The organism is Mucilaginibacter sp. 3215, from assembly GCF_050433785.1.
Lineage (GTDB): Bacteria > Bacteroidota > Bacteroidia > Sphingobacteriales > Sphingobacteriaceae > Mucilaginibacter.
Genome location: NZ_JBNPWO010000015.1, coordinates 99,235 through 119,461, shown reverse-complemented (window position 1 = coordinate 119,461; position 20,227 = coordinate 99,235). Strand labels below are relative to the sequence as shown.

Annotated in this window: 19 protein-coding genes; 8 read left to right on the top strand and 11 right to left on the bottom strand. The window is 44.2% G+C overall.

What is annotated here, in order from left to right; genetic code table 11:
* The first annotated feature begins 150 nt into the window (after positions 1–150).
* Positions 151–1,323, top strand: coding sequence for an MFS transporter (locus tag ABIC84_RS21160; RefSeq protein ID WP_429264854.1), 1,173 nt, complete (start codon positions 151–153; stop codon positions 1,321–1,323).
* Positions 1,324–1,387: 64 nt separating this feature from the next.
* On the opposite strand, the gene ABIC84_RS21155 is transcribed toward ABIC84_RS21160, so the two are convergent.
* The 3 genes from ABIC84_RS21155 to ABIC84_RS21145 form a co-directional block, all read right to left on the bottom strand.
* Positions 1,388–2,428: a DUF4097 family beta strand repeat-containing protein gene (locus ABIC84_RS21155; RefSeq protein WP_429264853.1), complete on the bottom strand. Its 1,041-nt coding sequence runs from the start codon at positions 2,426–2,428 to the stop codon at positions 1,388–1,390.
* Positions 2,429–2,510: 82 nt separating this feature from the next.
* Positions 2,511–2,894 (bottom strand): VOC family protein, encoded by a 384-nt coding sequence (locus ABIC84_RS21150; RefSeq protein ID WP_429264852.1) that lies wholly within the window; start codon positions 2,892–2,894, stop codon positions 2,511–2,513.
* 8 nt (positions 2,895–2,902) lie between these two features.
* On the bottom strand, positions 2,903–3,388 hold the full coding sequence (locus ABIC84_RS21145; protein WP_429264851.1) for a peptide deformylase: 486 nt from the start codon (positions 3,386–3,388) through the stop codon (positions 2,903–2,905).
* A gap of 192 nt (positions 3,389–3,580) precedes the next feature.
* On the opposite strand from ABIC84_RS21145, the gene ABIC84_RS21140 reads away from it, so the two are divergent.
* From ABIC84_RS21140 to ABIC84_RS21110, 7 genes are all read left to right on the top strand, one after another.
* On the top strand, positions 3,581–4,153 hold the full coding sequence (locus tag ABIC84_RS21140; RefSeq protein ID WP_429264850.1) for a Crp/Fnr family transcriptional regulator: 573 nt from the start codon (positions 3,581–3,583) through the stop codon (positions 4,151–4,153).
* 109 nt (positions 4,154–4,262) lie between these two features.
* Complete coding sequence (locus tag ABIC84_RS21135; RefSeq protein ID WP_429264849.1) at positions 4,263–4,796, top strand: YceI family protein; 534 nt, start codon at positions 4,263–4,265, stop codon at positions 4,794–4,796.
* A gap of 27 nt (positions 4,797–4,823) precedes the next feature.
* The gene (locus ABIC84_RS21130) at positions 4,824–5,042 is read left to right on the top strand and encodes a tautomerase family protein (RefSeq protein ID WP_429264848.1); all 219 of its coding nucleotides are present in this window, start codon (positions 4,824–4,826) and stop codon (positions 5,040–5,042) included.
* A 4-nt stretch (positions 5,043–5,046) separates the two neighbouring features.
* Entirely contained in the window at positions 5,047–5,781 is a 735-nt protein-coding gene (locus tag ABIC84_RS21125; protein WP_429264847.1) for an SDR family NAD(P)-dependent oxidoreductase, read from the top strand.
* 71 nt (positions 5,782–5,852) lie between these two features.
* Positions 5,853–6,230, top strand: a complete 378-nt coding sequence (locus ABIC84_RS21120) for a nuclear transport factor 2 family protein (RefSeq protein ID WP_429264846.1) — start codon at positions 5,853–5,855, stop codon at positions 6,228–6,230.
* Positions 6,231–6,350: 120 nt separating this feature from the next.
* On the top strand, positions 6,351–7,427 hold the full coding sequence (locus ABIC84_RS21115) for an NAD(P)H-dependent flavin oxidoreductase (RefSeq protein ID WP_429264845.1): 1,077 nt from the start codon (positions 6,351–6,353) through the stop codon (positions 7,425–7,427).
* On the top strand, positions 7,424–8,173 hold the full coding sequence (locus ABIC84_RS21110; protein ID WP_429264844.1) for an MBL fold metallo-hydrolase: 750 nt from the start codon (positions 7,424–7,426) through the stop codon (positions 8,171–8,173). The genes ABIC84_RS21115 and ABIC84_RS21110 overlap by 4 nt, the downstream gene beginning before the upstream one ends.
* Before the next feature lie 16 nt (positions 8,174–8,189).
* Here the strand turns inward: ABIC84_RS21110 and ABIC84_RS21105 are convergent, their stop codons facing one another.
* The 8 genes from ABIC84_RS21105 to ABIC84_RS21070 form a co-directional block, all read right to left on the bottom strand.
* Entirely contained in the window at positions 8,190–9,449 is a 1,260-nt protein-coding gene (locus tag ABIC84_RS21105; protein WP_429264843.1) for a cation:proton antiporter, read from the bottom strand.
* 23 nt (positions 9,450–9,472) lie between these two features.
* Positions 9,473–10,774: a phenylacetate--CoA ligase family protein gene (locus tag ABIC84_RS21100; RefSeq protein WP_429264842.1), complete on the bottom strand. Its 1,302-nt coding sequence runs from the start codon at positions 10,772–10,774 to the stop codon at positions 9,473–9,475.
* Positions 10,771–11,148, bottom strand: coding sequence for a holo-ACP synthase (gene acpS, locus ABIC84_RS21095; protein WP_090533594.1), 378 nt, complete (start codon positions 11,146–11,148; stop codon positions 10,771–10,773). The genes ABIC84_RS21100 and acpS overlap by 4 nt, the downstream gene beginning before the upstream one ends.
* Positions 11,145–12,827: a C45 family autoproteolytic acyltransferase/hydolase gene (locus ABIC84_RS21090; RefSeq protein ID WP_429264841.1), complete on the bottom strand. Its 1,683-nt coding sequence runs from the start codon at positions 12,825–12,827 to the stop codon at positions 11,145–11,147. Before ABIC84_RS21090 ends, acpS begins: the two co-directional genes overlap by 4 nt.
* The gene (locus ABIC84_RS21085) at positions 12,820–14,334 is read right to left on the bottom strand and encodes a phytoene desaturase family protein (protein WP_426583009.1); all 1,515 of its coding nucleotides are present in this window, start codon (positions 14,332–14,334) and stop codon (positions 12,820–12,822) included. The genes ABIC84_RS21090 and ABIC84_RS21085 overlap by 8 nt, the downstream gene beginning before the upstream one ends.
* The gene (locus ABIC84_RS21080; RefSeq protein ID WP_426583010.1) at positions 14,327–18,187 is read right to left on the bottom strand and encodes a 1-acyl-sn-glycerol-3-phosphate acyltransferase; all 3,861 of its coding nucleotides are present in this window, start codon (positions 18,185–18,187) and stop codon (positions 14,327–14,329) included. Before ABIC84_RS21080 ends, ABIC84_RS21085 begins: the two co-directional genes overlap by 8 nt.
* A gap of 3 nt (positions 18,188–18,190) precedes the next feature.
* On the bottom strand, positions 18,191–19,387 hold the full coding sequence (locus tag ABIC84_RS21075; protein WP_429264840.1) for a DUF2062 domain-containing protein: 1,197 nt from the start codon (positions 19,385–19,387) through the stop codon (positions 18,191–18,193).
* Positions 19,388–19,570: 183 nt separating this feature from the next.
* Positions 19,571–20,101 carry a hypothetical protein gene (locus tag ABIC84_RS21070; RefSeq protein ID WP_426583013.1) on the bottom strand — a complete coding sequence of 177 codons (531 nt, stop codon included), beginning with the start codon at positions 20,099–20,101 and terminating at the stop codon, positions 19,571–19,573.
* Positions 20,102–20,227 lie beyond the last annotated feature (126 nt).

Genomic DNA, 20,227 nt, shown 5'->3' with positions numbered 1-20,227 from the left:
TCAAGATACATATTTTTATAAAGGCAACATAACGGCAATTAAAAATGTAGATAGCGTTTCTTGAATGGGATACGCAAGGTAAAAGCGGCTCTATTTTTTTAGCGTACAGTTTATAATTATTATTGCACCGCTTTAGTTCTTCAAAACCAAATGAAACGCATCCTCCCGGTAATTGTACTTTCCCAGTTTTTTTGCACTTCACTGTGGTTTGCAGGCAACGCCGTTATGGGCGATATAGCCAAACAATTACAGCTTGAACCATCTTATCTGGCTTACTTAACAAGCGCGGTTCAGCTTGGCTTTATTACCGGCACCCTTGTTTTTGCCATCCTTGGTATTGCCGACAGGTTTTCGCCAGTAAGGGTGTTTTTTACCTGTGCACTTATTGCCGCAGCTGTCAATGCGTTGGCATGTTTACCGGGAACGGATGCTGCGATACTATTAGTGCTAAGGTATACCATAGGTTTTTTCCTGGCCGGGATTTACCCGGTGGGCATGAAGATAGCCTCCGACCATTATCCGCAGGGATTGGGAAAAGCCCTTGGTTTTTTGGTTGGAGCATTGGTTTTGGGCACAGCGTTGCCGCACCTGCTTAAAAACCTGATGGCCACGTTGCCATGGCGGTACGTTATCTTGTCGACATCGATATTAGCCGCTTTGGGCGGATGTACGATGATATTATTGGTACCCGACGGTCTGGAAAGGAAGCCGGGAGTGGCGCTTAATCCGGCTGCGTTTTTACAAAGTTTTCGAAACAGGCAATTCAGGGCAGCAGCCTTTGGTTATTTTGGCCACATGTGGGAGCTTTATGCTTTTTGGGCTTTTGTCCCCGTGATGCTAACCGCCTACAATAATCGGTTCTCAAATGCAGTTTTGAATGTCCCCTTATTGTCTTTTCTCATTATTGGGATGGGCGCTTTGGCCTGTGCAGCCAGCGGTATCATATCGAAATATCTGGGAGTGAAAAAAGTAGCTACCATCGCGTTGACAATTTCTTGCACCTGTTGCCTGGCATCGCCGCTATTTTTATTTACCGGCTCGACATGGATATTGATTTCATTTTTATTGATATGGGCTATTGCAGTCATTGCCGATTCGCCGTTGTTTTCAACATTGGTTGCGCAAAATGCCGACCAGCAATCAAGAGGAACCGCGCTAACCATTGTCAATTGCTTCGGTTTTGCTGTTACCATTGTAAGTATTCAACTGATCGTGGCTTTACGAACGGCCGAAAACGCGCGATATATTTACATGCTACTGGCCATAGGGCCGGTTTGGGGATTAATGGCACTGATAACAGGGCGAAACACTCACCAAGGATAGAAAAAAGAAAAGCTCCGGATCATAAACCCGGAGCTTTTCTCTTTATTGCTTAACTATTAAATGCTTACCTGAATTTAATATTAACACTTCCGCCCGATGCTTCGGCTTTAACCGGGATGCCGCCGCCATTGTATTTACCGTTAACCCGTTCCTTTTCCCATTGCCCATTAAATTTAGCAACAGATGATGGCGACACGCCTTCACCTCGCAGGTCGAGGTCATAGCCCTGGTTTTGCGGAAGTTCGATATCAACATTACCGGCGCTTGATTCCAGTTTAAGGTATTTGCCCACTTTAAGGATTTGCGCGTATAAACCGCCGCCGCTGGTTTCGGCACTAACGCTGCCTGCCATGCGTTTAAGATCGATGCTGCCTCCTGATGTGCTGGTGATGAGCTCACCACTGATATTATTGCCGTTAACACCGCCACCGCTGGTCTCGGCATTAATGGTGCCTTTTAGGTTTTCTAAAGTTATACCGCCGCCACTGGTTTCAAGCCTGATCCTGCCGTTACAGTTTTTGGCCTCAATACCGCCTCCGCTGGTCTCAAGCGAAATATCATCGCCCGAGTTGGAAACATGAATGCCGCCGCCCGAAGTATTACCGCGGATGGTACCGTAAAGCCTGTCGATAGTTAAACCGCCGCCGCTGGTACTGAATTTTTCGTTGCCTTTTAAGTTATCAAGACCAATACCGCCTCCGCTGGTTTCAAGGTCGGTTGCGCATTGCTGCGGTACATAAATACGGAATGAGATGCTCAATGAGCTTCTCCAGTTAAAAAAGTTTTGACGCTTGCTTTTGGCGATGGCCCTAACTTCATGCCCGCTAACAGATATATCAAGTGTATAATCCTTGTCAAGGCGTTTTTTGATCTCTTCTTTTGAAAGCTCACTGTTATTATTGCCTTTGATGTAAACTTCAACGCGCGGTGCCTGTCCGGCTTGTCCGCTAACTACAATACCACCGGCTGATGTCCGTACCACGGCACTGGTAATAGCATCATTGGCTAATGACCTGGTAAGGTATAATGAACGGCTATCGCCATTTTGCGCTGCCGCCACAGCAGTTTGCCCGGCAAGCAAAAGGAGTAAAATATATTTTTTCATAAATGGGGTTTTAATGGTGATACAACTATGACCACACTTTACCCCTATACGTTACAGGTGTTTTAATTTTTATTTAGGCAGTTTAACCCAGCAAATCCCATAAATTACCAAAGGGATCTTTAAAAACTGCAACTGTGCCATATGATTCAATCTGGGGTTCACGAACGAAGATGATATTTTTGTCCTGCATCGCACGGTAATCGCGCCAAAAATCATCGGTCCTTAAAAAAAGGAATACACGGCCACCCGTTTGCTGTCCTATCCGACTTTCTTGTTCATCACCTACGGCCTTTGCTAACAGCAAGCTACACTCAAATGCTCCCTTGGGCCTTACCAACACCCATCTTTTATTTTCGTTGATCAGGGTATTTTCAATTAAGTCGAAATTCAATTTCTCCGTGTAAAATTGAATTGCTTCATCGTAGTTGCCGACGACTACCGTAATATGTGCTATAAATTGTTTCATGAATCAGATTATAACCGCCATTTAAACGACATGCTGTCGATAGCCCGCATGGTACACAAAATACCATTTAAATGATCATGCTCGTGCTGCATCAGTTCAGACAGAGCATCGGTCATGATCCACTGCTGTTGCTGCCAGTTTTCGTCAAGGTAATTTATGGTGATGGTTTTATACCTTTTAACTTTCACCAGCAGGTTAGGAAAGCTCATGCAATCGTCCCAAAGTTCAAAAAGTTCATCGCTGGCGTCCTGTATTTCGGGGTTAATGAAAACTGCAGGCTTGTCTATATTCATGTAAACGAGGCGTTTCATGATGCCCAGCTGGGGAGCCGCGATAGCCCTTCCGAAGTTGTACTTCTGTCTGATTTCTTGCATTACATTGTGCATATCTGCAACCCAGCCGCTTATTAGTGGCAGCTCATCCTGTAACACCGGGTCACAAACCTGGTAAAGGCGCTCGTCCCCAAGAAGCAAAATATCAGTCAGTTTTTTCATGCCATAGTAAAAGTAAATTTTTTATCCTCCGGATATCCGTAATAGCTCATATTTGAATTAATTTTATACTAACCAATTGAATTTGTTGTTTTCTGAAATAACGAAACCAATAAGCGTAAGCCGTATAAGCGAGAAAGTTGAGCGTTCGCCTTTATTGTCAAAATAAAGTTTTTATAGTTAGTTTGTAACACCATGCAGCCAAAAGAAATTTTAAAAGAGCACGTAAGCAAAACCGCCTCGCTGACCGACGAGCAGTTCGATTATTTCTTTTCGCATTTTACCTACAAAACATTTAAAAAAGGGCAAACTATAATCGGGGAAGGCGATAAGGTAGACTGTGAATATTTTGTACTTTCGGGTTATTTAAAGTCGTTTTTTATTAACAACGATATGAAAATGTTTATCCTGCAGTTTGCCATGCCTACCTGGTGGGCTTCGGATTATACCGCGCTTTATAGCGGAGACCGCGCTACAATCAACGTAGATTGTATTACGGATGCCGAAGTACTTTGCCTTACCAATCAGAACCGTGAAAAGCTTTGTAAAGAAATTCATGAGGGTGAGCACTTCTTTCGCTGGCGCACCAATAAAGGCTATGTGGCCACACAGAAAAGGCTTCTATCGCTCATGAATAACGATGCCAAACATCGTTATGAAGAACTGCTGGCCCAATATCCAACATTATACAATATAGTTCCAAAACAGCTAATAGCCTCATACTTGGGTGTTTCAAGAGAAACACTGAGCCGTTTATACCATTCTTAAACTGTGATCTACATCACATAAATAAAGCGGCGTTTCAATTGTGATGTAGGTCACACAGTTTCGCGGTCATTAGTCCCCAACTTTGTATTGTCATTAAAGACATAACAAAATGGAAACTCAAAAATTTGAAATCATCAGCGCAAAAAGTAACATCGACTGGATTGGTCGTAAGGTTACAGGCGCACACAATGGTACCATCGCTATAAAAGAAGGCACTTTAACTTTTGCAGATGGACAATTAACCGGCGGTAAATTCGATATCGATACCACCTCTATTAAAATCCTTGACATAACTGACCCGGCTACCAACGCCCAGTTTGCAGGCCACCTTGCTTCCGACGACTTTTTTAATTCAGAAAATTATCCCGAAGCTCAATTTGTGGTTACTGCTATCAACAAAGGCAGCAACGGCACTTATCGGATCACCGGTGACCTGACCATAAAAGGCATTACCCATCCTGTAGGTTTTGATGCACAGGTTAGCCGCGCTGCCGATACCGTAAGCGCAACCGGTAAAGTTGTAGTCGACCGTACCAAATATGGTATGAGGTTTCGTTCCGGAAACTTTTTTAAAGACCTGGGCGATACGCTTATCTACAATGATTTTGACCTGAATGTAAACATAACCGCAAAAGCTGTTTAAAACAGCTTTTGCTTAAAAACCAAAGCCATGCCATACGTAAAAATTGAACTGACCCGCGAAGGTGTTACCCGCGAGCAGAAACAAATCCTGATAAAGGGTGTAACCGATTTGATTACCGAAACCCTGAACAAAGACCCGCATTTAACCCATGTAGTGATCAGCGAAGTTGAGTTGGATGATTGGGGATATGCCGGCGAACAGACATCAGTATTAAGAGAAAGAGGCATCACTGCCAACAAGAAATAAAAAAATGAAAAAGCAAACAATAATCGTTACCGGAGCTTCATCCGGTATCGGTAAAGAAATAGCCCGTTATTTTTTAGAAAAGGGCGATAACGTAGTCATCAACTCAACAACTGCCGATAAACTGGAAGCTGTTTACCAGGAGCTTGGCGCAGGCGATAACCTGGCCATGGTTGCCGGAAATGTAAGCGATAAAGCCACTGGCGAAAAGCTGGCCCAAACAGCCCTTGATAAATTTGGAAGCGTAGATGTGCTGATCAACAACGCCGGTATTTTTGAAACCAGGCCGTTTCTTGAAGTTGATGAAGCCTACCTCGACCGCTTTTTAAACACCAACCTTAAAGGAACCTACTTTACCACCCAGGCCGCTATACCGCAAATGATTAAACAGCATGACGGTGTTGTGATCAATATAGGTACACCATTAGTTGGCCATGCTCTTGCCGGGGTACCTATTACAGCGCAAATGGCTTCAAAAGGCGCGGTACATGCCCTTACCATACAGCTGGCCGGCGAATTTGGTAAAGATAATATCCGGGTAAATACTATTGCGCCCGGTACCATCCGTACCCCAATGCACGGTGATGATGCCGACCAAAGCGCAGGATTACACCTGCTGAACCGCGTGGGCGAAGTTGAAGACGTAGCCCAAATGGTATACGCCGTTGCCAAAAACAATTTCATCAGCGGGGCCATTATCAATGTTGATGGTGGCATGGCAGCAGGCCATAATTTAAATTGAGTGTAAAATTCTTTTAGCAATTGCATTATGCCTTGCTTAGCGGCAGGCATAATGTTTAATTTATCAGTGAAATGGAAACTAACGATCAAAGCAAAGCCGCCATTGAACAGGCGCTTGAAAATTACTACTTCAAGGGGATTTATGAAGGTAATTTGGATTTGTTAAACCAGGTAATGAATACCGGCACCCTGCTTTTTGGCGATGTAAAAGGACAGCCTTATGCCAAAACATTGGATGTTTATCTGGATGGGGTAAAAAACAGGGTAAGCCCCAAAGATTCGGGAAAACCATTTGACGGAAAAATCATTTCTGTTAAAGCGGTAAATTCAATTGCTGTTGCCGAAGTAATGGTAAAAATGTACGACTTTAATTATCATGAGTTTTTGTCGTTCCATAAACTCAATGGCAAGTGGCTCATTGTAAATAAAATGATCAGCGATACGAATTAATTTCGTTTCTGTGATAAATTGATCTATAGTCTTCAGTCAGAAGTCGAAAGCTCTAAGTGCATAAAAAGAAAATCAGACTTGTGACTTCAGACTTAGTACTATCCACTTAATACTAAAATCATGTGGTATAACACAAAAGCATCGGAAATACTGGGTATTGATTACCCGATTTTACAAGGGCCTTTTGGCGGTAATTTATCGTCGGTTGAATTGGTAGCCGCGGTATCAAACGCAGGCGGGCTGGGCGGTTATGGGGCTTATACCCTAAGTGCCCCCGAAATCGCGGCAGTTGATAAACAGATCAGGGCAGCAACCAACAAGCCATATAATATCAACCTGTGGGTTTCGGAAACAGACGCGCCGAACGGTGAAGCTACTGATGAGCAGTTTGAACAGGCAGCACAATTGTTTAAACCTTATTTTGACGAAGCCGGGATCCCGTTGCCCGCTAAACCGGCTCCGTTTAAATTACGATTTGAAAACCAGTTGCAGGTGATCTTTGATCTGCGACCAAAAGTATTCAGCTTTATGTTTGGCACCCTACCTGCGGATGTTTTGGAGCAATGCCGCAGACTGGGTATTGTTACTGTTGGTGCTGCTACCACATTGGATGAAGCTATAGCTTTAGAAGCCACCGGGGTAGATATGATAATTGCTTCGGGCTTTGAGGCGGGCGGCCACAGACCATCATTTCTCGCCCCTGCCGAAGCTTCAACTACAGGCACTTTTGTGTTACTTCAGCTGATAAAAGATAAAGTTAAAACACCTGTTATTGCCGCCGGTGGTATTGCCAGTGGCAGAGGAGTAGCAGCAGCTTTAACATTAGGTGCCGATGCTACACAGATAGGGACTGCTTTTTTGGCCGTTGATGAATCGGGTGCACTTCCCGTCCACAGGCAAATGCTGTTCTCAGATGCAGCGAAATATACTACCTTGTCCCGCGCGTTTACAGGCAGGCTTGGCCGGGGGATTACCAGCAGGATTGCTAAAGACCTGGCCGGAAAGGAAGCCGGATTTTTACCCTTCCCCCTCCAAACAACTTTTATGTCGCCGTTAAGAAAAGCCGCGCTTGAGCAGCAAAAATGGGATATGATTTTGTTTTGGGGCGGACAGATAGCGCCAATATTAAAACACACCAAAGCAGCCGCGTTGATGCAATCATTAATTGAAGACACTACTAAAATTATGAACCCATGAAAAGCGAAGTTAATGTAACCTACCTGGGCGGACCGACCATCATTTTGGAGATCGGCGGTTTAAGGCTTATGACCGACCCTACGCTTGACCCCGCCGGCGAGCAATTCATGATCAACGATAAGCCTGCCTACCATAAAACCGAAGGCCCTGCTAATACCGACATCGGTAAAATAGATGTGGTTTTGCTAAGCCACGATCAGCATGGCGATAACCTTGACCATGCCGGCCGGGAACTGCTGAAACAGGTTGATAAAACATTAACCACCCAAATAGGAGCCGAAAGATTAGGCAGCAATGCCCTTGGCCTGGCCCCATGGGAAAGCGTAGCGCTTAACGATGAAGTGGTTATAACAGGTACACCTGCGAGGCATGGTCCCGCTGGCAGCGAAAAACTTACCGGTGATGTAACGGGTTTTATTATAACTATTGCCGGGCTCCAGATCTATATTACCGGGGATACCGTGTTTTATGATGGCGTAAAGGAGGTTGCAGAAAAATTTAAACCTCAATATGTATTCATATTTGCCGGGGCAGCCAAACCCCGCGGTCCGTTCAATGTAACAATGGGTACTAATGATGCTATTGATACCGCCTTTGCATTTCCTGATGCTACAATCATTCCGGTGCATTTTGAAGGCTGGTCGCATTATACCGAAACGGGCGAGATGCTGCAGCAATCATTTAACGCGCTGGGCATTGGCGGTCAGCTCAGGATTTTAGAGCCGGGCGTAAAAACAAGTTTATAAGCAATTACTGGTATCATTACCGCTCGTGGCAGGTATTTTGGGGTTCTGATAAAATTTCGGGCTCTTCTATTGATGCAACCACCTTTTTAGCGGCGCGCTCTGTAGCAAATGATGCTACCACGCAAGTAACCAGTATCAATATAATGGTGCCGTTCAGGATATTGTCGTCAATAATCTGCGCCTTATATCCCACTAAAATAATGGCAAGGGTAGCCGCAGCATGTGCACTGCTTAAACCGAAAATGAGGTTACGCTGTATGCCCGAATATTTGAATATTTTTTGGGTAGATAATGCCGCCAGCCATTTACCCAGCAAGGCTCCAAGCGTTAAGCTTACTGCAACAATGGTAGCCTGCGGCCCGCGGCCCAGCACACGCAAATCAACCAGCATACCTACACTGATCAGGAAGAATGGAATAAATATGGCATTACCCACAAAATCGATCCTGCTCATTAGGGTTGATGACTGCTGTACTGCTTTATTTAAAGCAAGCCCCGCCACAAAGGCCCCTATAATGGGTTCAACCCCTGCCAGCTGGGATAAAAAGGCCGACACAAACACAATAAAAAGCACAAACACATATGGCAGTGTTTTACTATCGCGATAGCGGTTAAAAAACCAGTTTGCCAGCGGCGGGATCAGCACAAACATGATGAACGCGAATATCGAAAGCGAGATCATCAGCTGCAACCAGAAGCCGAAACCCAGCCCTCCATCCTTAGCGCCCATAATTACAGGCAGCAAAATCAGTACGGCGGTATCGGTCAATATGGTGCCCCCTACACTTATGGCGACGGCCTCATTTTTTGCGACGCCATATTTGCTCACTATGGGATAGGCCACCAGTGTATGCGTGGCAAACATACTGGCCGTTAAGGCCGATGTTATTAACGAATAACCGAGCGCATAATAACAAACAGGAAAACCGATCAGTATTGGGATGCAGAAAGTAAAGAAGCCAAACACAAAGCTTTTATGTTTCTTCTGCTTAAATTCGTTCAAATCAAGCTCGATGCCGGCAATGAACATAATATAGAGCAGCCCTATGGTAGAGAACAGCTCAACCGCCGAGTTTTTGGTGAGCAGGTTTAACCCATGCGGACCAACTGCTATGCCAGCCATAATAAAACCCACAATACCCGGAATTTTGAACTTGCCCATGATGATTGGAGCAAGTAATATGATCAACAATATCAGCGAAAAAACAAGTACCGGGTTACTAAATGGCAGCTCAAGCTGTTGTGTTAACCGGCCCAGGATATCGGCATTATGCATGGGACAAAGTTAGCACATAATAGCTACTTTCTTTTATCGATAAACTTAACAGGCTTGCGCACCGCTTCAGGGAATTGTAATTTCTGCATCTCATCGTGCTTCAGATAGGTGATATGCGGGCTCACCCTTAGCCTGGCCTGCAAATTAGCCCGGATCTTGCGGTCGCATTCATCCGTATAGTTAACAGGCAACAGGTGAAGCAGTACTTCGTCCATACCTATCTCATTCGAGTACACTTCGGCTACAAAATCTTTAATCTCTTCCATGCCATTTAGCAGATCAAACAACGCCGGAGGGTAAAGGGTTGTACCCTTAAATTTGATCATTTGCTTTTTACGGCCAACGATAGATGATAGCCTAATACTTGTACGACCGCAGCCACATGGTTCATCAAAATAATGGCAGATATCCCCGGTTTTATATCGTAATAACGGCATACCCTCAACGCCAAGCGTGGTAATGGTAACCTCCCCCGATTCACCCGGAGCCACCGGGTTGTTCTGCTCATCCAGTACTTCAACTATCAATAGCTCTGGTTGGTGATGGCCGCCCCTGCCTTCGCCGCATTCGGCAAAAGCGGTTTGCATTTCGGTAGAAGCATAGGTTGAATACAACTTGATATCCCAGGCTTCGGTGATCTTTTGGCCTAAGATATTCAGGCTGAAATCGGTATTACGGATATTCTCGCCAATACAAACCGCCTTTTTTACTGACGATGTATTGATATCGATATGATGCTCCTGCGCAAAATGGATCAGCTTTAAAATAAATGATGGTACCGCTACAATAGCAGTCGGCTTCAATCGCAAAATGGTTTCCCATTGTAGCGATGGCACACCAGGTCCAAGCCTGATGATACCCGCCCCTATTTTGCGGATCCCCGAGTAATAGGCCATCCCGGCCATAAACTGCCTGTCGAGCGTAAGCATCAACTGGTATAAGTCGGCAGGCAAACCATCAGCACAGGTAAAAGAATTGTATTCGTTATAAGCCAGCCGTTCCAAATCATTTTCGGTAAGGGCAATAGTTACCGGGCTGCCTAAAGTGCCGGAGGTGGAACTGTACTCAATGATTCTCCCCTTATCCACACATAAAAAATCATCATTTCGTTTTTGCAGGTCTTCTTTAGTGGTGGTCGGGATCAAACGCAGGTCATCAAGCGTTTTGACCTGGTTGATATCGATCTGATGTGCTGCGAAAAGGTCTTTATAAAACGGCGAGTTTTGGCTGAGGTATGCCAGCAACTCCTGCAGCTTTTGCTCCTGGTATTTTACAACCTCGTGTTTGGGTTGGCGTGCTAATGGCTTAGGGTGTTGTGTTATCACTGTTCAATAATTACCACGGCCGATGCCATTGTTTTCAGATGGGTTAATGATACGGAAATTTTTAACGGCCCGTTACGGTTAATCACTCCCGCACTTTCGCCGGTAGGTTCTAAAATGGGCTTGCCGTTTTCATCATTGCTGATCTCAATTTCGCTAAAAGCGGTATCTTTTAGCCAGCCCGTACCTAATGCTTTAAAAAAAGCCTCTTTGGCGGCAAAGCGGGCGGCATAATGCTGATACTTATTGGTCTTACTCTCGCAATAGGCTATCTCTTTTGCCGAAAATACCAGCTCACGAAAACCCTGTTCTTTAGCAATACTGCTTTGCACACGCTCCACCTCTATCATATCAATACCTACACCTAAAACTGTCATGAGCTTACCTTTTTAGTACATTTTTCAACCTGCTTTTTGATATAGTTTTCCTCATTTACTGTGGCTATTACCTTGGTTAAAGCCGTTTTGTAATACCCGAGGGCTTTTTTATACTCGTTATGCTTAAACGAGTAATCGCCGGCAATCACATACGCGTGGTAAAATTGCGGATTGCTGGCCACTACGCTATCAGGGTTAATCTCGCCGCCATCAAAAGCTTTTTGCTTCAGCGTACGATAGGTTATAAAATTACGATAAGCCCGGGTGTTCAAAAACGTATCGGGCTTAATGGTAAGCGCGGTATCCATAATTTCATGATCGGTTTGCATGCCTTTCATGGCGAAGATTTTTTTTAAATCATAAGCAACAAACTCACCCAGCTGCCATGGCGAAGTGGAAACCCAAACCAGCAGCTTTTGCGGCTCGAACACTACCGAGTGGTGCGCTATCAATTGGTTCGGCGCTTTCTCGTTGCCCATACCAATATCTTCACCGTGCAGGCCCTGGCGGTCGCGCAAAATATCAACTGTTTTTTGCACGGTGTTCTTGCCTTCGGCATTCAGCAGTTCCATTAAACGCTGGTAACGATAGGGCGAAGCGCTATTGCTTAGTTGTACCAGGTTTTCTTTAGAGTGTGCCAGTCCTTTGCTTTGAAAGTGGTTGGCGCAAACAATATAGTTTTGGCGAGGATCATACACATCCAGCGTATCCGGTGTTTTCTCGATCACTACGGCTTTGTTATCCTCGGCAGAGGCAACCAAAAATGATTCGGACACAAACATTTTGCGCTTTTTGGCTATTGTGATGGCCTCTTTAATGTTTTTGGCGTACTGCAAGATCTCCCGGGCCACTAAAGATACCGGTGTAGCCGAACCCGATGGGATATTGGTTTTATCAGCGTTGATGGTAACGCTCAGGCCTTTTTCGTTCATGCCGGATACCGCGCCTACGAAGCCGCCCCAGGATATGGTCATGAATTTATGCCCTTCAGATGGATTGAAGAATGCCACTATTTTATCATGCGCAAAATTATCACCCACATAAAAATCAAAGTTGCGACCTATGATCATGGTACCATCGGCCGAGCGATCATTCCAGGTACCGAACGAGGTGCAGCCCACCAGCGCCATACTCTGCAATGCGTGACCAATATCATGTGCAGCATGGTAATTCAAAATGCGCTGATAGTTAGAGCCGATATACTGGTATTTATCCGAGGCTGATTTAGAGATGCCGTAGATCTCCTCTTTATATTCCTCGCTTACGTTCTTAGCCAGATCGCGGTTAAACCAGGCTATAAAATATTTCAGGAACGACAGGTATGATTTTGATGGGATGATTTTGTTGATCTGATCAGTAAAATAAACCTCCTGGTTTACCACCAGCTCTTTGCTCAGTTTGCCATTAATTACCCCGCGCTCAAAAGGCTTACCCTCTACATACATTTCAAACAAACCGCTTTTACTTTTCCGGAACCAGTTGTTATTAATGGTATAAAACCCCGGCGAAGGTTCCTTTCGTTGTAATTGCAAGCTGCTCAAGTCGGCAGGTTTGGGCGGGTAATCGATAGCTACGCAGTACAGGTAAATAAAGCCGATCAGCAGCAAGCCCACAAACACAAGGCCTGTATACAACAACCTTTTCCCAAACCGCTTCCAGCTAAATTTCCTGTTACGCATTTCTTATTTTATCTATCAGATCATCATTGCCCAACAAGGCGCAACAGGTAACTATCCCGCTCATGGCCGCGCCTAAAATGCCATGTAAATTAAGGTTTTGCCCGGTGAAGTACAAATTAGGCAATTTAGTGCGAGGCGAAATAAACGTTTTCAGCGGGTGTTTATAATCCTTGGCAATGCCATAAAGCGAGCCATCATCATTACCTATATAATCGCGGTACGAGAGCGGTGTGGCGGTATAGTATGAATAGATCTGACCTCTTAAACCCGGAAACTTTAACTCCACATCATCCAGTAAAACTTCAGCTCTTCGCTTTTTAAATTGCTCGTAAGTTTCTCCGCGATAAGCCTCATCAGATACGGTATTGAAAGTATCTTCCCATGGCTTCACTTCCTCATAACGCATATAGGCCAGTATGGTCATACCGTCTGCATATTCCTTATTTTTTGACGATGGTGTCATGAACACGGCATAGCCCAGCGGCCAGTTTTGCTCCGTGTAATCGGCCATGTGCCATACCTGTCCGTCCTTAAAACTATAAACGTTGTGGCTAAAGTATTTGAACGTATCTTTTTTAAATACGATGTTAATGGTAAACGACGATACGGAGTTTTCCAGGCTTTTCAATCGGTTACGATACACGTTCTTGATTATCTGCGAGTCCGTCATCTCCAATGTTTTTACCGGGTGAATGTTGGATATAAAATGACAGGCATCCAGCTTTTCGCCATGCTGCAGTTCAACATACGCTATTTTACCATCCTGTTCTACCAGTTTTTTCACGGCTTTATTCCGGATGATAACGCCGCCCCTGTCGCGGATATTGCGGGCAATGAGCCTGGCAATCTGCGATCCGCCGTCAACACATTTCCAAGAGCTTTCAATGTAGCTGTTAAGGATAAGTGCATGAACGTAGAGCGGTGTTTTATCGGCCTGCCCGGCATATAAAGAATTGTTACCGGCCAATACCTGCTGCAATTTTTTATTGTTGGTGATAGATGCCAGGAAAGCCTCCGTGTCCACCTCCAGCACATCGGCCTTTTCATAAAAATCATCCGACGAGCGCAAATTATACAGCGGGAACTTATCGCAAACCTCTTTCAGTTTATTGCAATAGGCGCGCAAAGCCGGTTCCTCATCCGGGAAATAGACCAGTAGCTGTTTGATGAAATTATCATAACCCTGCGCCTGCGGATATTCAACCGGATCATTATCGATCAAGATCTTATCAAAAGCATCAGGGCTTTGCTTTTCCAGTTTCAGATTATTAATAATATCTATATACTTAAAGATCTGGTATAGGTTTTGGCCTTTATCCAACCCGCCAAGATAATGAACCCCAGAGTCGAAGATCACCCTATCCCGCACATAAGTTTGCAGCGAGCCGCCAAGCTGTTTGTTTTTTTCAACAACGCAAACCCGATACCCTTCGCGACCAAGCATATCGGCGCAAACCAGCCCACCCATACCGCTGCCAATGATCAGTACATCAAACTTATCACCCATAAACCGGCTGCCCTTCCTTTTTGATCACAAAAATAATATTTGAAGTGTATTTCGTGTTGTCGATCTCGGTGACCGAAAGCTTATGCACAGCTGCGATGTCCCTCAGCATTTGTCCGGAAAAAAAAGATAAGCCATTTGCCCCCGTTTTATTAAAACCGAGCAGTTTGGTTGAAAACGTTTCGGTAAGCTCCGTGCCCTTGTGCCTTTCCTGCATATCCTTATTGCCATCTCTGATGATGAGCTGGCCATTAGGAGTTAGTTGGGTGATACATTTTTCTATCAATTGCTTTTGCTCAGCGGGTTGTAAATAATGCAGCATATCGGCCATAATAATGGCATCATATTGCTGCATTTCAAAAGCAAGGGCATCAGCATAAACAAAATTGATCTCAGCCGTTTTGCTGAAACAATTGTTGGCTACTTCAATTTTCTCCTCATCATAATCAACCCCGGTAAACTCGCGCTCCGGTGCGGCGAAATGCAACATGTAGGGCATAAACCCATATCCGCAACCCAGGTCGAGCATTTTCCCCTGTTTAGGCAACAGCTCATGAAATACCTGGTAATTTTTTTCGAGGCAGACTTTGATCCGCATATACCATTCTAATACCGGGCCTTTGTACAGGTAGTTGTAAAACAGTTGCTCTTTAAAATAAGCCGGTTGCTCAATTTCGGCGCTTAGCTTTTGATATTCTTCTTTAAAATAGCGGCTGATATTTTTGGTGCGTTCGGCATAACCATTGCCAAATGATGTATCAGCAGCAGCAATGCGCGGCAGGTATTTGATGGTAATCGTTCCATTCTTCAGCAGAAAGTCGCCTTTGGTCATGTTATAACCTGTGCCGTGCAGCATAATGGGCAGAATATCCATACCCAGTTGCCCGGCCAAAAAGAAAGCGCCTTTATGGAAACGTTTCATTTTGCCATCGGGCGAGCGGCTTCCTTCGGGGAAGATCACCATTGAGTAACCTTGTTTAACTTTTTCGGCCAGTTCATCAACATTCTGCTCCACGCCTTCGGCCACCGGGAAATACCCGGCCATCCGTACCACGGCACCAAACACCGGCGAATTCCATACCCAATGATTGGTAAACAATATCAGCTTAGGGTGCTGCATGATCAGCACCAGGATATCTAAAAACGATTGGTGATTACTGATCACCACGGCAGGTTTCTCAAAACTGTCCTTGTTAACCACACGCTTACGCAGGTTAGGCATAATGTACATCATCGACCAACAAAACTTCGACAGGATAGCATGATAAACATATTTGCTCCTTGGCCCTTTAAACGGGTTGAGCTTGATAAGGAACAAGCCGATCAAACTTGATAACAAACATCCGCTTACGAAGTAAGTGAAGGCGAAAACCGAGATTATGAAGCCGCTCAATGTCCATGGGAAGCGTTTGGCTTTTACCCGGTTCCTGATCAGCAGGTTAAACAAAAACGGGATCAGGATCTGAGCCATTACCACTACGCAAACTATGCCGATGATGGAGATCAACGCGATAGAACGCAAGGCCGGGTGTTTGGCAAAGATCAGCACCCCCAAACCCACAACCGTAGTAATGGCTGATAGAAAGATGGACGACTTGTATGACGATAAATTCTTTTTACCCGTTTTATATTCCTGCAGCAACCCATCCATAATAAACAGGCTGTAATCATCGCCCAAACCAAATATCAGTGCCGATATAATGATGTTCACGATATTGAACTGAATGCCCAGCAAGCCCATCAAGCCCAAAATCCAGATCCAGGAAATAAACATGGGGATAAAGGAAACCAGTGTAAGTTCGATCCGTCCGTAAGTGAGCAGCAATACCGTAAACACCAGTAATGACGACATCACCGCGATACTGGTAAAATCATTATTAATGATACCAACAAAACGGTTTGTTAAGTATTGCTTATCAACAACAGTAACATTTGGCGAGTTCTCGAACAAGTTGTACAGCTTGGTTTTATCACCCTGCGAGATCTTAACCAATGTAATTACACCGGCCCTGCCTGGTCGCTCGGTGATGTAATCATCCAACAAACTTTTGCGGATGCCGGCCATTTCATCCTGGCCAACCGGTTTAAAGTTTTTATTGATGAGTTCCTTAAAATGGTCAAAAGCGGATGGCTTGAAACCTACGGCAGCGCCTTCATTAACCAATACAGCCATTAACTGCTGTTTTTTTGCAGGTGTCCAGTAGTTATTCCAACGGGCAATTCGGGCTTTTTGCAGCGAATCGGAAATAATTAGCGATGATACGCCGGAGTATTTTTTGACGATGTTTTTTTCTTTCAATAATTCTATCTGTGCCGAGAGCTTTTCGTTGGTGCGAAGCGCATCATCAAGGGTTTTTCCCTCGGCCAGGAGGTAAACTGATTGCAGGGCGTATTTATTAATCGCATTCAGCTTAGCTTCGGATGCTTTGAGTTTATCGGTCATGAAATTCATGCGGTTCATATCCGTTTCAAAGCTTACGTTCCGGGCGGTATAGCTAAATACTACGGTAAGAATGACAATAGTTGAAATAATAAATTTATTATACTCGGGATTATAGGCCGATAGCTTATCAATCCACGAAAGCTGGGCTGTATGCTGATCCTGTTCTTTTTTTGAGGCGATGAAATGCGGGAGAAACACCAACGAGCAAAACGACGCGCCGATTAAGCTAAAGGCCGCAAACAGACCAAGATCTTTCAGCATTTCCGACTCTACAAATTCCAGGCACAAGAAACCGCCGATAGTAGTAAAACTGCCCACAGTAAGCGGCATAGCCAAATCGCGGATCACCTGTTCAATACTACGGGTATGGCGATAATGATTAAACACATGCAGCGAATAATTAACCGCAATCCCCAGCACAACCGAGCCCGTCCCTAAAGCAATTACCGAAATACTGCCTTTCACAAAATAGATCACCGCCAGCGAAAACCAAGCACCGAACAATACCGGCACCAGGATCACTACCGGGGCACGCTTCTTTTTAAAATAAAATGCCAAAAAAACGACCAGGAAAACTATGGTAATGCCCTGAGTAAACATCGAATCACGCCGCAATTGCAGGGCGTTGCCTACCGATACGGCCGTTGTACCGAAGTAACGGCAATTGATCGTTGTAAAACTTTTTTTTTGCAGGCTATCGATAGTATTGTCCAGTCCCTTAAGCAGTACGGCGTTTTCGCCGGTATTATTGGGCGAATATTTTGGTGTGATGAACAGCAGCAGGTTTTTGTGATCTCTGGTCATTACATAGCTGTCGTACAATTCAAAATTTTCGTCGTATTGCAGCTGCTGTAATTTTTTAAGGCCGAGGTATGAGATGCCAACCGGGTCGCTGCTAATCATACTTTTCAGCGCTAAACCGGCAGGCGAGGTTAGCGTGCGCAAATCGCGGGCGAGGGTTTCTTTTACCTGATCGGGGCGGATAAGTGTGTCAATATTTAAATAATCGCGCTCGGTAAGGTAAATGGGCAGGTTTTTATTAATAGTACCAAAAAGCGCCAGCACCAACCCCTCATCAACCTTTGCATTGATCTTACTTACATACCGTGGAAGTTTTTGCTGAACGGTTTCGGTAAAATTATCGGCAAAGACGATAAGGCTATCGGGCTGCTGTTGTGTGGAATCTTTTAACGATACCATCACCACCAGCTTATCAACAAACTTGGAGTTTTGAAAAATATAGTTGAGTTTCTCTATCTTTTTATCCTTCGGCAGTATTTTGGAAATATCCTCCTCAAATCTTATCCTCGAAGCGAAAAAACCGATAAGCACAAAGCTTAACGCAAACACAGTATAAAACAGTGGTTTGCGGATATTGAAATAATTATAGATGCCTACCAGGATTTTTTCCATGAATTACAGGGCGGGGACTGGCCTCCGCTTAAACAGCTTTAGTAACGCAAAAGTGAGCAATCCAGCTATAATACCTGCAAAAATTGCCAGCGAAATGCTGCCGTAAAGATATTGTTCCAAATGTTCGCCAATGGATTTAAGCGAAATTTTATCCAACGGGATATCCACATCCTTGCCGCCCATCCATAGGCTACCTGTTTTATAACTCAGAAAAATAATAACCGGGATCATGGGCGCAACGCTGATGTGGGCTGCCGTAACCACAATGGCTTTATTGAGCCTGAACAGGAAGGCCAGCGAAATAGCCACCAACAACTGGAAACCCCAGATAGGGACAATCCCCATAAAAACGCCAAAAGCTACAGATTTAGCTTTTAACTGATGCGAGTGTTCAGGGTTAAAAAACAGGTTTTTGAGCATCTGCTTTGCTTTTTTTTTATCAAAAAGCGTCCTGAAAAAATCGCGGGGTTTGATGTATGCGAAAGTTATGATAACCAGTACAGTGTTGAGTACACTAATGCGCGAAAAATCCTGAAAAGGGCGAAAATGCGATACCCGTATTTCTTTGGGGGCATAATAAACCTTTACCGGAACCCAATCTATCTTGATACCTTTCCAGGCGGCACGAACGATCACTTCTATCTCAAACTCATATTTACGGGTAATGAATTTGGTGTTCTTTAACAGATGAATGGGATACAAACGATAGCCTGATTGCGTATCCGGGCATTTAATGCCTGTCTCCACCCGAAACCAAAAATTAGAAAACTTATGCCCAAAACTACTTTTCCCCGGCACCGACGATTGCTCCATATTTCGCGAACCAATGATCAGCGAATCCGGTTCCTGTTCCAGTTTTTCAATAAAAGCAGGTAGGTCGGTAGCAAAATGCTGACCGTCCGAATCAATGGTGATAGCGTGTTGGTAACCCTGCTCGGCAGCAAATTCAAAAGCTTTGCGCAGGGCCCAGCCTTTTCCCACATTTTGGGTATAACTTACTGATTGTATTTGCGGGACCGACCGGATAATGGCAGGAGTACTATCAGTAGAGCCATCATTTACCACAATAACCTGATCGGTATAAGCTAACACATCGGTAATAACAGCGGCCAGCGTACCCTGGTTATTATAGGTGGGTATAATAACGCATACCTGTAATTGTTTAAACTTTGCCTGTATAAGTTCTAAATTATCCGTCATATATCATTCAATCGCACGTACCGGCTTCAGTCCAGGTTTTTATCAATGGGTTTTGTGGGTTTACGTTTAATACTTTACAAAAGTATTGTTTCAGGTTAAATTAAACGTTAAATTTTAGTGTGAAGTATTTTATAATACTCAATGTTCGGTGATAGCGACTCCTCACCTTGGCTACGTCTTAGTTTAATATTTTAAAGAAAACACTGTTAACAGAAACCATATCCCCATATAAATCACAAAAATTAAAAAGTCTATCCCTGTTATTTTCTCACCTTCAATCCAATCTGTTCTTGCTCCTTTTGACGGCACGCCAAACTCTCGCTTTTGTGCTTTTATACTAAACATCCTCAACAATTGAAAAAGCAACAGCAAAGGGAAAGTATTGGCAAGAGCGCCAGATGGATTTGCCATCCCTATGCCTAATTCAACATCATATCTAAACCATAAAAAAACGATAAAATGTATTATCCCGAAACACAACCAGATGAGATACGATCTAAAATTCCTTAATGACACATATAGGAATCCATAAAAAAATAGCTGGGTCGATATGGCATAGGCGACAATGGAATTTTGCCTTGCACTTACCCCTAAGATAAACGGAGAAAATACAATAACTAACGTTAGTGCAGTATAAATAACAATAGTAACCTGCTCCCAGTATTTAAGCTCTTCATAGTGAATAAACGGCTTCTGGATTTTAGTTTTCTTCATTTGCAACAAGGTCAGCTATCAAAACTATCATTTTTTTGAATATGATTTAGAGGCAGGATTATTATTAACGATAAATAGCCCAATGTCTCTACAATACCCACCCGCCGGGCCCGTTAAATAGCAGCC